Source organism: Thermus brockianus (genome assembly GCF_021462505.1).
Classification (GTDB): Bacteria; Deinococcota; Deinococci; order Deinococcales; family Thermaceae; genus Thermus; species Thermus hydrothermalis.
On the sequence record NZ_JAKEDV010000001.1, the window covers coordinates 340,571 to 354,053 of the forward strand.

At 65.4% G+C, this 13,483-nt stretch carries 11 protein-coding genes; 7 read left to right on the forward strand and 4 right to left on the reverse strand.

What is annotated here, in order from left to right; genetic code table 11:
• Window position 1 precedes the first annotated feature (1 nt).
• Entirely contained in the window at window positions 2-1,195 is a 1,194-nt protein-coding gene (locus tag LXN00_RS01850) for a thiolase family protein (protein WP_234503890.1), read from the forward strand.
• A gap of 12 nt (window positions 1,196-1,207) precedes the next feature.
• A complete protein-coding gene (locus LXN00_RS01855; RefSeq protein WP_234503900.1) occupies window positions 1,208-2,938 on the forward strand; it encodes an acyl-CoA dehydrogenase family protein in 1,731 nt (576 codons plus the stop codon).
• Window positions 2,939-2,978: 40 nt separating this feature from the next.
• Here LXN00_RS01855 and cysS read toward each other — a convergent pair whose 3' ends face one another.
• Complete coding sequence (gene cysS / locus LXN00_RS01860; protein ID WP_234503904.1) at window positions 2,979-4,424, reverse strand: cysteine--tRNA ligase; 1,446 nt, start codon at window positions 4,422-4,424, stop codon at window positions 2,979-2,981.
• A gap of 37 nt (window positions 4,425-4,461) precedes the next feature.
• Between cysS and hslO the strand changes: the two genes are divergently transcribed.
• Genes hslO through LXN00_RS01875 form a run of 3 tightly spaced genes read left to right on the forward strand, consistent with a single transcriptional unit; the run spans window position 4,462 to window position 7,166 of the window.
• Complete coding sequence (hslO, locus tag LXN00_RS01865) at window positions 4,462-5,487, forward strand: Hsp33 family molecular chaperone HslO (protein ID WP_234503908.1); 1,026 nt, start codon at window positions 4,462-4,464, stop codon at window positions 5,485-5,487.
• A gap of 17 nt (window positions 5,488-5,504) precedes the next feature.
• Window positions 5,505-5,918 carry a universal stress protein gene (locus LXN00_RS01870; protein ID WP_234503909.1) on the forward strand — a complete coding sequence of 138 codons (414 nt, stop codon included), beginning with the start codon at window positions 5,505-5,507 and terminating at the stop codon, window positions 5,916-5,918.
• 9 nt (window positions 5,919-5,927) lie between these two features.
• Complete coding sequence (locus LXN00_RS01875; RefSeq protein ID WP_234503911.1) at window positions 5,928-7,166, forward strand: aminotransferase class I/II-fold pyridoxal phosphate-dependent enzyme; 1,239 nt, start codon at window positions 5,928-5,930, stop codon at window positions 7,164-7,166.
• Window positions 7,167-7,252: 86 nt separating this feature from the next.
• Here the strand turns inward: LXN00_RS01875 and LXN00_RS01880 are convergent, their stop codons facing one another.
• Both LXN00_RS01880 and LXN00_RS01885 read right to left on the reverse strand, forming a co-directional pair.
• A complete protein-coding gene (locus LXN00_RS01880) occupies window positions 7,253-8,479 on the reverse strand; it encodes an aminopeptidase (protein WP_234503914.1) in 1,227 nt (408 codons plus the stop codon).
• Between the two features lie 31 nt (window positions 8,480-8,510).
• A complete protein-coding gene (locus tag LXN00_RS01885) occupies window positions 8,511-8,651 on the reverse strand; it encodes a hypothetical protein (protein ID WP_234503916.1) in 141 nt (46 codons plus the stop codon).
• A 76-nt stretch (window positions 8,652-8,727) separates the two neighbouring features.
• Between LXN00_RS01885 and nifJ the strand changes: the two genes are divergently transcribed.
• Entirely contained in the window at window positions 8,728-12,234 is a 3,507-nt protein-coding gene (gene nifJ, locus LXN00_RS01890) for a pyruvate:ferredoxin (flavodoxin) oxidoreductase (RefSeq protein WP_234503918.1), read from the forward strand.
• A gap of 9 nt (window positions 12,235-12,243) precedes the next feature.
• Window positions 12,244-13,242: a dihydroorotate dehydrogenase-like protein gene (locus LXN00_RS01895; protein ID WP_234503920.1), complete on the forward strand. Its 999-nt coding sequence runs from the start codon at window positions 12,244-12,246 to the stop codon at window positions 13,240-13,242.
• Here the strand turns inward: LXN00_RS01895 and LXN00_RS01900 are convergent.
• A complete protein-coding gene (locus LXN00_RS01900; protein ID WP_234503923.1) occupies window positions 13,208-13,456 on the reverse strand; it encodes a winged helix-turn-helix domain-containing protein in 249 nt (82 codons plus the stop codon). The two genes, LXN00_RS01895 and LXN00_RS01900, sit on opposite strands and share 35 nt — an antisense overlap.
• Window positions 13,457-13,483: the final 27 nt, after the last annotated feature.

Genomic DNA, 13,483 nt, shown 5'->3' on the forward strand with positions numbered 1-13,483 from the left:
AATGCGTGAGGCAGTCATTGTCAGTGCGGTGAGGAGCCCGGTTGGGCGGGGAAAGCGGGACGGCGCTTTTGCGAATCTGCACCCAGTGGATCTTTCTGCACAGGTGATGCGCGGGGCTGTGGAGCGCATTGGCTTGGATCCACGGGAGCTGGAGGATGTCCTTTGGGGTTGTGCGGTTCCAGAAGCGGGACAGGGGCTAAACATCGCACGGTTGGCTCTTTTGAGGGCTGGCTTCCCAATAGAGGTATCGGGTGCCACTGTTAACCGTTTTTGCTCTTCGGGTCTGCAGACCATTGCCATGGCGGCTCAAGCTGTAATGACAGGGATGGCGGATGGGGTGCTTGCGGGTGGCGTGGAGGTGATGAGTCAGGTGCCCATGTCTGGGTTTGTAACCCGCTTGCACCCTGAGCTTACCCCCGATACCTGGAGTCCAGAGGCGTACTCCACGTACATCGGCATGGGTTACACCGCCGAGCGGGTAGCGGAGCGCTTTGGCATATCCCGGGAAGACCAGGACAAGTGGGCGTATAGAAGCCACCAGCTGGCAGCCAAAGCCCAGCGGGAGGGGAAGTTCACCGAGATCGTTCCCATTCGCGTACCCAAAGTGACTTTCCAGGGCACCAAGAAGGTGGTAGAGGAAACGGTCGTGGAGAAAGACGAAACTGTTCGTCCGGACACCACTCTCGAGGCCCTGGCCAAGCTCCGCCCCGCCTTCAAGAAGGGGGGCACGGTGACCGCAGGGAACGCCAGTCCCTACTCCGATGGGGCGGCGGCGGTCGTTGTCATGAGCCGGGAGAAGGCGGAGGCTCTAGGCCTAAAACCCTTGGCCCGCTTCGTCAGCTTCGCCGTGGCCGGTGTGGAGCCCGACATCATGGGCATTGGACCGGTGAAGGCTATCCCCAAGGCCCTTCAGCGGGCGGGCCTTACCCTGGATCAGATTGACCTCATAGAGTTCAACGAAGCTTTTGCCGCCCAGGTTTTGGCGGTGATGCGGAGCTTGGGGATGCCGGAGGAGAAGACCAACGTGAACGGGGGGGCCATCGCTCTCGGCCACCCCTTGGGGGCCACGGGGGCTAAGCTCACGGCGCAGCTTATTTCCGAGCTTTCCCGGCGCGGTGGGGGGTATGGTCTTGTGACCATGTGCATCGGCGGCGGCATGGGGGCTGCTGGTGTTTTTGAGGTGTACCCGGCGTAGAAGGAGGGGAGTATGGTAGAAGAGAAGAAGCTTTGGCAGAAAGGCGGCGGCTGGCTTTTGGAGGCTCCGGAGCGCATTTACACCCCAGAGGACTTTGACTCCACGATTCGCGAAATTGCCAAGACAACCCGTACGTTTGCGGAGCGGGAAGTGCTCCCTCTTTTGGAGCGCTTGGAGCATGGTGAGCTGGAGCTGAACCGCGATTTGCTCCGCAAGGCGGGGGAGTTGGGCCTTTTGGGTGCTGAAACGCCTGAAGCGTACGGGGGCCTGGACCTTCCTAAGACAGTTTCCACGGTTATTGCTGAAAATCTCGCGGGATTAGGAGGTTTTGCCGTTACACACGGAGCCCACACCACTTTGGCCATGCTTCCCATCATCTACTTTGGCAACGAAGCACAGAAGCAAAAGTATTTGCCGAAGATGGTGACGGGGGAATGGGTGGGCGCTTATTGCCTTACCGAACCTGGGGCCGGCTCCGATGCGCTTTCAGGGAAGACCCGGGCCACCCTTTCGGAGGATGGGAAGTACTACATTCTCAACGGTGTGAAGCAATGGATCTCCAATGCCGGCTTCGCTGACGTCTTCATCGTGTTCGCCAAGGTGGATGGGGAGAAGTTCACCGCTTTCATCGTGGAGCGGGGCTTCGGGGTGAAGGTGGGCCCTGAAGAGAAGAAGATGGGGATTAAGTCCTCCTCCACCAGGCAAGTGATCTTGGAAGACGTCAAGGTGCCCGTGGAGAACGTGCTGGGAGAGATTGGCAAGGGGCACAAGATCGCTTTCAACATCTTGAACGTCGGGCGTTACAAGCTGGGTGCGGGCTCCATTGGTGGGGCTAAACTCGCTTTAGAGATTTCCACCAAGTACGCCAAGGAGCGGGTTCAGTTTGGTAAGCCCATCGCCCAGTTCGGCCTGATCCAGGAGAAATTGGCCGAGATGGCGACGCGGGCCTTTGCCGGGGAAAGTGCCGTTTACCGCACCATGGGCCTCATTGATGAGGCCATCGGTGACAAGAAGGGCCCGGAAGCGGTAATGGCAGGTATTGAGGAGTACGCAATAGAGGCTAGCATCATCAAGGTGCTTGGCTCGGAGGTCTTGGCCTACGCTGTGGATGAAGGGGTCCAGATTCACGGGGGTTACGGCTACTCCCAGGAGTACCCCATAGAACGGGCTTACCGGGATGCCCGTATCAACCGTATTTTTGAAGGGACCAACGAGATCAACCGGCTTCTCATCCCAGGGATGCTCCTACGGCGGGCCATGAAGGGGGAGTTGCCCCTGGTTCAGGCGGCTACTAAGCTTCAGGATGAGCTCATGTCCCCCAGCTTTGAGGAACCTGAAGACCAAGAAGCGGCCTTGATCCAAAACTTGAAGAAGCTCGCCCTCATGCTTTCGGGCCTCGGAGCGATGCGTTTCCAGCAGAGACTAGAGGAGGAGGAGGAGCTCCTTGCCGCTGCTGCCGATCTCCTCATTGACATCTATGCTGCAGAAAGTGCCTTGTTGCGGGCCCGTAGGCTTGGTGGAGTGGCAGAAAAGATGGCCAGGCTCTACCTCTATCAGGCGGCAGACCGGGCGCAGATGCGAGCCAGCCAGGTGGTGCCTCGGTTAGCCCAGGGGGATGAGCAAAGCTTCATCCTCTCAGCTGTGCGCCGGCTTACAAAGCGCCCAGCGGTGGATTTCATTTCTTTGAGGCGGGAGATTGCGGGGGCGGTCCTCGAGGCCGAGGGCTACCCCATCCCCCGCTAGCCTCCTAGGCTCTTGGCCCCCGGGGTATCCCGGGGGCTTTTTAGATGAGCTCAAGCCGCCACTTGGGGCCCTCCTTGGTGTCCTCCACGATGACCCCAAGCTCCTTTAGCCGCTCGCGGATGCGGTCGCTTTGGGCGTAGTCCTTGGCCCTTCTGGCCTCCTCCCGTAGCTCCAGGAGGAGGGCGATGAGCCCTTCCAGAAGGGGCCCGGAAAGCCGGTCCTCCAAGACCCGTTGGGGGAAAAGCCCCAGGATGCCTTCCCCTAGGGTGTGGAAGAGGGCTTCGGCGCGGGCCAGGCTATCCCCCTTGGCCTCGGGCAGGAGGCGGTTGAGCTCGGGCAGGAAGGTGAAGAAGGCGGCGAGGGCCTCGGGGGTAGCGAGGTCGTCCTCAATGGCCTGGAAGAAGGCCCTTTCCAGGTCGTCTAGTGCCCGCTCCAGCCCGGGGGTGGAGCCAGGGGAAGCGGTCTTCCGCCTTTGGCGCACCTCCCGGTAGGCCTGGAGGAGGCGGGCGTAGCCCCGCTTGGCGCTCTCCAGGCCCTCCCAGGTGAAGTCCATGGGGCTCCGGTAGTGGGTCTGCAGGAGGTAGAAGCGGAGGGCCATGGGCTCGTGGGCCTTCAGGAGGTCGTGGAGTAGGACCAGGTTCCCCGTGCTCTTGGCCATCTTCTCGCCCTCTAGGAGGACGTGGTTGTGGTGCATCCAGTGCCGGGCGAAGCGGTAGCCCGCCGCCTCCGCCTGGGCGATCTCGCACTCGTGGTGGGGGAACTGCAGGTCAATGCCCCCGGCGTGGAGGTCAAACCCTTCCCCCAGGTACTTGAGGCTCATGGCGGTGCACTCAATGTGCCACCCCGGGTAGCCTTCCCCCCAGGGGCTCTTCCAGCGCATGATGTGCCCGGGCTCGGCCCGCTTCCAAAGGGCGAAGTCCAAAGGGTCTTCCTTCTCCTCCCGCACCTCCACCCGGGCGCCGGCCCTGAGCTCCTCCAGGCGCTTACCGGAAAGCTTCCCGTACTCGGGGAAGGCCCGCACGCGGAAGTAGACGCTTCCGTTCCGCTCGTAGGCGTAGCCAAGCCTAAGAAGCCGCTCGGTGAGCTCAATCTGTTCGGGGATGTGGCCGCTTGCCCGAGGGGCGATGGAGGGGCGGAGGACGTTTAGGGCCTGGATGGCGTCAAAATAGCTCCACATGTACTTCTCCGCCACCTCCATGGGCTCTAGCCTTTCCAGCTTGGCCCTCTTCTCAATCTTGTCCTCCCCCTGGTCGGCGTCGTCCGTGAGGTGGCCCACGTCGGTGATGTTGGATACAAAGCGCACCTTGTAGCCCTTGTGGAGGAAGTAGCGGCGGAGAACATCGTAGACCACCGGTCCCCGGGCGTGGCCCAGGTGGGGGTCGGAGTAGACCGTGGGACCGCAGACGTAGATGCCCACGTGCCCGGGGGTGGCGGGTTCAAAGGGCACCTTTTGCCGCCTTAACGTATCGTAGAGGACAAGGCCCATAAGGAGGATTATAGGTCCCGTGGCATAATGGCGGGGTATGGGAAGGATTCTTCGGGGTTTGGCCGGCGAGGGGAACCTGCGGGTGGTGGCGGCGGAGACCACGGACATCGTGGAGGAAGCGCGGCGCCGCCACGGCCTTTCCCCCACGGCCACTGCCGCCTTGGGCCGGGCCATGACCGGGGCCCTCCTCCTGGCCCAGCTCCTCCTTAAAACCCCTAAGGAGCGCATCACCTTGCGCATGGAGGGGACGGGGCCCTTGGGGGGGCTTGTGGTGGAGGCGGATGCCCTGGGAAACGTGCGGGGGTACGTGCAGAACCCCAGGGCGGAGGTTCCCTTGCGGCAGGACGGCAAGCTCAACGTGGGCGAGCTTCTGGGGGCCGGGGTTTTGCGGGTGGACCGGAGCCTCCCCAATGGGGAGGTCTACACCAGCACCGTGCCCCTGGTTTCCGGGGAGATCGCCGAGGACCTGGCCCACTACCTCTGGCAGTCGGAGCAGATCCCCTCCGCGGTGCTCCTGGGTGTGCGGGTGAAGGGGGAAGGGGAGGTGGAGGTGGCGGGGGGCGTGGCGGTGCAGGTGATGCCGGGGGCTTCGGAGGAGGCGATAGGCCGCCTCGAGGCCAACCTTGCGGGCATCCCGGGCCTCACCCCTCTGCTTCGGGAGAAGGGCCTGGAGGGCACCTTGGAGGTGCTCCTCGCCGGGCTTGGCTTCGCCCGCACGGACCTTAGGGCCTTGGGCTTCCTGGCGGACGAGATCCCTGCCCGCTTCCGGTGCCGTTGCAACCGGGAAAAGGCCCTGGAGGCCCTGGTCTTCTTCACCCCTGAGGAAAGGGAGGACATGATCGTCAAGGAGGGGGGTGCGGAGGTGGTCTGCCACTGGTGCGGGGAGGTCTACCGCTTCTCCCCCGAGGAGATCCGCACCCTGGTGGCCGAGGTGCGTTGCCCCGACTGCGGGGCGCTCTGGCTTTACCCCAAGGCGGACGGCACCGTCTTCCGCATGGAGGGGGAAACCTGCCGTTGCGGCCGCAAGGTGGAGCTTCCCGCCGAGCGCCGCCCCCAGGCCTAGTGGGGTAAGCTTTAGGCATGTTCAAGACCATCCTTCTCGCCTACGACGGCTCGGAGCACGCCAAGCGGGCGGCGGAGGTGGCCAAGGCCGAGGCCAAGGCCCACGGGGCCCGGCTTTTGGTGGTTCACGCCTACGAGCCCGTGCCTGACTACCTGGGCGAGCCCTTTTTTGAGGAGGCCCTGAAGCGCCGCCTGGAGCGGGCGGAGAAGGTCCTGGCGGAGGGGGTGAGCCTGGCCGGGGTTTCCAGGGAGGAAGGCCTCCTCCTGGAAGGGGAGCCTGCCAGCGCCATCCTCCAAGCGGCCATAGGGGAGAAGGCGGACCTTATCGTCATGGGCACCCGGGGGCTTGGGGCCTTGGGGAGCCTCTTCCTGGGAAGCCAGAGCCAGAAGGTGGTGGCCGAGGCTCCTTGCCCCGTGCTCCTGGTGCGCTAGGAGGTGGCCATGGAGTACGAAACCCTAGCGGTCCTGGCGGGCCTGCCGGAAGACCCTTATGGGGCGGTGGGCCTTCCCATCTACGCCGTGGCCGCTTACGGCTTCAAGACCCTGGAGGAGGGGCAGGAGCGCTTCGCCACGGGGGAAGGGTACGTCTACGCCCGGCAGAAGGACCCCACCGCCCGCGCCCTGGAGGAGAGGCTAAGGGCTTTGGAAGGGGCTATGGAGGCCGTGGCCTTGGCCTCAGGCCAGGCGGCCACCTTCGCCGCCTTACTGGCCCTGGTCCGCCCCGGGGACGAGGTGGTGGCGGCCAAGGGGCTTTTCGGCCAGACCATCGGGCTCTTCAACCAGGTCTTGGCCCCCTGGGGCGTGCGGGTGCGCTACGTGGACCCTAGCCCGGAGGCGGTGCGGGAGGCCCTTAGCGAGCGAAGCCGGGTGCTCTTCGTGGAGATCATGGCCAACCCTGCCCTCCTGGTGCCGGACCTCGAGGCCCTGGCCCACCTGGCGGAGGAGAAGGGCGTGGCCTTGGTCGTGGACAACACCTTTGGCGCTGCCGGGGCGCTCGCCAAACCCCTCCGCTGGGGGGCCCACGTGGTGGTGCAAAGCCTCACCAAGTGGGCCTCGGGCCACGGCTCGGTCCTGGGCGGGGCGGTGCTTTCCCGGGAGACGGCCCTATGGGGGCGCTTTCCCCAGTTCCTGGAGCCCGACCTCAAGGGACAGGTGCCCTGGGAGGCCCTGGGGCCCAAGTGCTTCCCGGAAAGGGTGCGCACCCTGGGGCTATCCCTGGCGGGCATGGCCCTTTCCCCCTTCCACGCCTACCTCCTTTTCCAGGGCCTGGAGACCGTGGCCTTGAGGGTGCGGCGCATGAGCGAAACCGCCCTCAGGCTAGCGGAAACCCTCCGGGCCCACCCCAAGGTGAAGGCCCTCCGCTACCCCGGGCTTCCCGAGGACCCCGCTTACCCCTATGCCAAGAAGTACCTGGCCGCCGGGGGCGGCATCTTCACCCTGGACCTGGGAAGCCTCGAGGCGGCAAGCCGCTTCCTCAAGGCCATCCGCCTCCTCAAGGCCCCGAACCTGGGGGATGCCCGCACCCTCCTCGTCCACCCCTGGACCACCACCCATAGCCGCCTAAAGGAGGAGGCCCGCCTGGAGGCGGGGGTGACCCCGGGCCTGGTGCGGGTTTCCGTGGGCCTGGAGGACCCGGGGGATTTGGAGGCGCTTTTTCTGGAGGCCTTGGCGGCGGTTTAGGGGGAGAGCAAAAGCACAAGCGCAAAGTATCGTGATAAAAAGAACAAACCCTGCCCCCCTTGGGGGGCAGGGAAACGCTTGGCCGCCTAAACCACCCAGACCCCCCGCCGCATGAGGGGTATGCGGGTGCCGTCCTCCAGGAGGCCGTCCACGTCCACCTCCTCCGAGCCGATCATCCAGTCAATGTGCACCAGGCTCTCGTTGCCGCCCCGTTTCCGGAATTCCTCCCCGGAGGGACGGCCCTCGAGGTTCTCCGCATAGGCTTGGCCGAAGGCGATGTGGCTTGCGGCGTTCTCGTCAAAGAGGGTGTCAAAGAAGACCAGGCCCGTCTTGGCGATGGGGTTGTCGGCCGCCACCAGGGCCACCTCCCCGAGGCGCCTTGCCCCCTCGTCCGTGTCCAGGACCCTTTTCAACACCTCCTCCCCCTTCGCCGCCCCCACCTCCACGGCCACGCCCCTTTCAAACCGGGCCCAGATGCCCTCCACCAGGGTGCCCCCCAGGGCGAGGGGCCTCGAGGCCCGCACCACCCCTTCCACCCGCTCCCGGTGGGGGGCGGTGAAGACCTCCTCCGTGGGCAGGTTGGGGTTGCAAAGCCGCCCTTTCTTCGTGGGCGTGGCGCCTCCTTGCCAAAGGTGCCCCTCGGCCAGGCCCACCACCAGGTCCGTGCCCGGTCCCCGGAAGTGGAGGGCGTGGAAGCGCTTTGCGTTTAGGTAGGCCACCTTCTCGTGCAGGAAGCGGTTGTGGGCCTCCCAGGCGGCCACGGGGTCTTCCCGGTCCACCCGGGTGGCCTGGAAGATGGCCTCCCAGAGCTTTCCCACCGCCTCCTCCTCGGGAAGGTGGGGGAAGACCGCCTTGGCCCAGCCCGGGTGGGCGTAGGGCACGATGGTCCAGTTGGTGACGAACTCCGTGATGGCCTCCAGGGCCGGCTTGTAGGCCCGGGCGTTGGCCTGTTGCGCCTTCCCGATGCGCTCGGGGGGAAGGCCTTCCAGGGCCTTGGGGTCGTTGCCGGAAACGGCAAGCCGCGCCGCCCCTTCCCGGAAGGCCTTGGCCATGCCCTCGTAGAGCCAGGCGGGGGCCTTCTCTAAGCCCTCCTCGGGGGCGAGGGAGAGGCGCTTGCGGGAGAGGGCGTTGTCCCCATAGATCACGGTGAAGAGGCTCGCCCCCTCCCGGTAGGCCTTTTCCGCTAGGAGGCGCACGAAGTCCAGGGCCTCAATGGGGGCCGTGGCGATGATTTCCTGCCCCCTTTCCAGGTTTAGCCCCACCCGGATGGCCAGTTCGGCGAGCTTTTCTAGGTTCTTCTGAAAGGCGTCCACGCCCCAAGTCTTTTCCCCTTTGGCCTTCCCGTCAAGCCCGGGGGCAGGACCGGGGGCGGCCGAGGAGGAGGGTGAGGCCGGCGAGGAGGAGGAGGGGTGGGCGGTAGGCCTCGAGGAAGACCGCAAAGCCCACCCACAAGAGGGCCAAAGCGTAGCGCAAGAGAGGCGGCATGGCCCCATTCTAAGGGAAGGGGGGCGGGACATTCCTCACCCCCTTCCAGGGCTAAGGTAAGGGCGAGGTGAAGCCTATGCGTCCCATCACCGTGGACGGGAACGAGGCGGTGGCCCGGGTAGCCTACCGCCTTTCCGAGGTCATCGCCATCTACCCCATCACCCCCTCAAGCCCCATGGCCGAGCTCGCGGACGAGTGGGCGGCCAAGGGGGAGCCCAACCTCTTCGGCCTGGTGCCGAGGGTGGTGGAGATGCAGTCCGAAGGGGGTGCGGCGGGGGCCTTGCACGGCGCCTTGCAGGAGGGCACTCTGGCCACCACCTTCACCGCAAGCCAGGGCCTTCTCCTCATGATCCCCGACATGTACAAGATCGCCGGGCAGGCCTTGCCTGGGGTCATCCACGTGGCCGCTCGGGCCCTCGCCACCCACGCCCTTTCCATCTTCGGGGACCACCAGGACCTTTACGCCGTGCGCCCCACGGGATGGGGGATTTTGGTGTCCGAGTCGGTCCAGGCGGCCCAGGACCTGGCGGCCATGGCCCATGCCGTGGCCCTTCAGGCCAGCCTCCCCGTCCTGCACGCCATGGACGGCTTCCGCACCTCCCACGAGGTGCAGAAGATCCTGCCCCTCTCCGACAAAGAACTCAAGGCGCTCTTTCCCTTCTCCGCCCTCGAGGCCTTCCGCAAACGGGCCCTGACCCCGGAGGCCCCGGTCATAAGGGGCACGGCGCAAAACCCGGACCACTACTTCCAAAACCGCGAGGCCATCAACCCCCTCTACCTCCGCTTCCCGGAGGTGGTGGAGAGCACCATGGCCCGGTTCGCCGAGATTACGGGGCGGCGCTATGCGCCCTACGAGTACTTCGGCCACCCCGAGGCGGAGCGGGTGGTGGTGGTCATGGGCTCCGCTTCCTTGGCGGTGGAGGAGGCGGTGGCGTACCTCCTCAAGCGGGGGGAAAGGGTGGGGATGGTGCGGGTCCGCCTCTACCGCCCCTTCCACGCCCAGGGCTTCTTGGCGGCTATTCCCCCAAGCGCCAAGCGGGTGGCCGTCTTGGACCGGGGCAAGGAGCCAGGGGCGGTGGGGGAGCCCCTCTTTCAGGAGGTGGCGGCAGCCTTCGCCCTCAAGGGGGGAGAGGTACCCCTCCTGGTGGGCGGGCGCTACGGCCTCTCCTCCAAGGAGTTCACCCCGGCCATGGCCCTGGGCCTCTACGAGGCGCTAAAGGAGGAAAGGCTCCGCCACGGCTTTACTCTGGGCATCCAGGACGACGTGTCCCACACGAGCCTCCCGTACCCGGAGGTGGATTTTGAGGACCCCGCTTCCGTACGGGCCGTGTTCTTCGCCCTGGGAGCGGACGGCACCGTTTCCGCCAACAAGAACACCATCAAGATCATCGGGGAGGAAACCCCGCTTTACGCCCAAGGGTATTTTGTTTACGATTCCAAGAAGTCCGGCTCTCGCACCATCAGCCACCTGCGCTTCGGCCCCAACCCCTTGAACAAGCCCTACCTCATCCAGAGGGCCAACTTCGTGGGCATCCACCAGTGGGGCTTTTTGGAACGCTTCCCCATGCTCGGGATAGCGGAGGAAGGCGCCACCGTGCTCCTCAACAGCCCCTACCCCAAGGAGGAGGTTTGGGACCGCCTGCCCAAGCCGGTGCAGGAGGAGATCCTTCGCAAAAACCTCAAGGTCTACGTGGTGAACGCCTACGAGCTCGCCCGCAAGGTGGGGCTTCCGGGCCGCATCAACGTCCTCATGCAGGCGGCCTTCTTCAAGCTCTCGGGGGTCCTGCCCGAGGAGGAGGCCAAGGCCCGCATCAAGAAGGCCATAGAGAAGAGCTACGGGAAGCGGGGAAGGAGCGTTTTGGAGAAGAACTTCCAGGCGGTGGAGCTGGGCTTCCAGGCGGTGGAACCCCTCCCCATCCCCGGGCGCATCACCTCGGAAAAGGGCCTGGTGCCGCCCATGGTGGGGGACCCGCCTCCCTTTGTGAAGGAGGTCCTGGGCCCCATCGCCTTGGGCTTGGGAGATGCCTTGCCCGTGTCCGCCTTCCCCTTGGACGGCACCTACCCCACGGGCACCGCCCGCTACGAGAAGAGGGGGATCGCCGAGTTCGTCCCCACCTGGGACCCAGAGGTCTGCGTCCAGTGCGGCAAGTGCGTCCTGGTCTGCCCCCACGCCGTGGTTCGGGCCAAGGTGGTGCCGGAGGAGGCCTTGGCGGGGGCCCCTCAGGGCTTTCCCCACCGCAAGGCCATGTGGAAGGAGCTTTCCGGGGAGTTCGTCCTCGCCATTAGCGCGGACGACTGCACCGGGTGCTCCTTGTGCGTGGAGGTCTGCCCGGCCAAGGACAAGCGAAACCCGAGCCGCAAGGCCTTGAACATGGCTCCCCGCCTCCAGGTGCGGGAGGCCATGAACGAGCACTGGGACTTCTTCCTCTCCCTCCCCGAACCCCCCCGCCAGGGCCTCAAGCTCCACACGGTCAAGGACGTGCAGCTCCTCACGCCCCTTTTTGAGTTTCCCGGTGCCTGCGCCGGGTGCGGGGAAACCCCTTACCTGAGGCTTCTTTCCCAGCTCTTCGGTGACCGGCTCATCGTGGCCAACGCCACGGGGTGTAGCTCCATCTACGGCGGCAACCTCCCCACCACGCCCTGGAGCAAGAACCGGGAGGGCCGGGGCCCCGCCTGGGCCAACTCCCTCTTTGAGGACAACGCCGAGTTCGGCCTGGGCATGCGTTTGGCTCTGGACAAGAAGGCGGAGCACGCCAGGAGGCTTTTGCCCGAGTTCCGCCACGTGCTTGGGGAGGAGCTTGTGGCGCGGCTTCTCGCCGAGGTGGGGCCGGAAGGGGTGGAGGAGAGGCGAAAGGACGTGGCCCTCCTCAGGGAGCGGCTTGAAGGGCTAGAAGACCCCAAGGCCAGGGACCTCCTGGCGGTGGCGGATGCCCTCATCCCTCACACCGTCTGGATCGTGGGCGGGGATGGCTGGGCCTACGACATCGGCTACGGGGGGCTGGACCACGTGCTGGCCTCGGGGGCCAACGTGAAGGTTCTGGTCCTGGACACGGAGGTCTACTCCAACACCGGAGGGCAGGCCTCCAAGGCCACGGGGCTTGGAGCGGTGGCCAAGTTCGCCATGGCGGGCAAGCCCACCCCCAAGAAGGACCTGGCCTTCATGGCCATGAGCTACGGCCACGTGTACGTGGCCCAGATCGCCATGGGGGCGAACGATGCCCATACGGTGCGGGCCTTCCTCGAGGCCGAGGCCCACAAGGGCCCCGCCCTTCTCATCGCCTACAGCCACTGCATCGCCCACGGGATTGACATGGCCAAGGGCATGGACCACCAGAAGCTGGCGGAGCGCTCGGGGTACTGGCCCCTTTTCCGCTATGTGCCTGGGGAGGGGCTTATCCTGGACTCCAAGCCCCCTACCCTCCCCCTCCGGGAGTACCTCTATGCGGAGAACCGCTACCGCCTTCTCCTGCAGACCCACCCCGAGGAGGCCGAGGCCTTCTTGAAGGCGGCGGAGGAGGCGGTGCGGGCCAGGTGGGAAAGGCTAAAGCGGCTTGCGGGCGAGAAGGCCATCCCGGCGAGCTAGGGGGGCGCCATGGACCTAAGGACCACCTATTTAGGCTTGGAGCTGGACCACCCTTTGGTGGCCTCCGCTTCTCCCCTCACGGAGAAGCTGGATGGGTTTTTGCGGTTGGAGGACGGCGGGGCGGCGGCCATCGTCATGCACTCCCTCTTTGAGGAGCAGGTGACCCTCGAGGAGGAGATGCTGGACCACTACCTCCACTATGGCCACGAAAGCTACGCCGAGGCCCTGAGCTACTTTCCCCGCGCCCACGAGTACCGCCTCACCCCGGAACGCCACCTGGACCTCCTTTCCCGGGCCAAGGAGCGGGTTTCCGTGCCCATCATCGCAAGCCTCAACGGGATTAGCCCCGGGGGTTGGGTGGAGTACGCCCGGCTTTTGGAGGAAGCGGGGGCGGACGCCATTGAGCTCAACCTCTACTACATCCCCACGGACCCCGCCCTCTCCGGGGAGGAGGTGGAGGCGATGTACCTTTCCACCATCCGGGCCGTGGTGGAGGCGGTGCGGGTGCCCGTGGCGGTGAAGGTGGGGCACGCCTTTACCGCCTTCGCCCACTTTGCCAAGCGGGTGGAGGGTACGGGGGCCAAGGCCCTGGTGCTTTTCAACCGTTTCTACCAGCCGGACTTTGACCTGGAAACCCTTTCCGTGGTGCCCACCCTCTCCCTTTCCCGCCCCTACGAGGCCCTTTTGCGCCTGCACTGGATCGCCCTCCTCCACGGGCGGGTGGACCTGGAGCTGGCCCTCACCGGGGGGGTGCACACGGGCAAGGAGGCGGCCAAGGGCCTCTTGGCCGGGGCCCAGGTGGTGATGATGACCTCGGCCATCCTGGAGAGGGGGCCAGGCCACTTCCGCACGGTATTGGCCGAGCTAAAGGCCTTCATGGAGGAAAAGGAATACGCCAGCGTGGCGGAGATGCGGGGGGTCATGAGCTACCAGAAGGTGGCGGAGCCCGCCGCTTTGGAAAGGGCCAACTACCTCAAGGTTCTGGGCTCGTACCGGCTTCTTCCCTAAGGGCGTAAAGCCCGTTCCCTAAGGCCACCACGGGGCTTCGCTCCCACCTGGCGAGGGCGGAAAGCCGCACCTTGGCGATCTTTTCGGGCTCCTTTACCCTGGCCCAAAACCCCTCCTCCTTGAGGAGGCGGCCCACCTCGGTGTAGTGGAGGGGGCGCCCCGCCTCCCTTAGTAGGGCCACCACCCTTTTACGGAACCGGTCCGGCCTGGGCATGGGGTTTCAGTATACCCGTATAGTGAG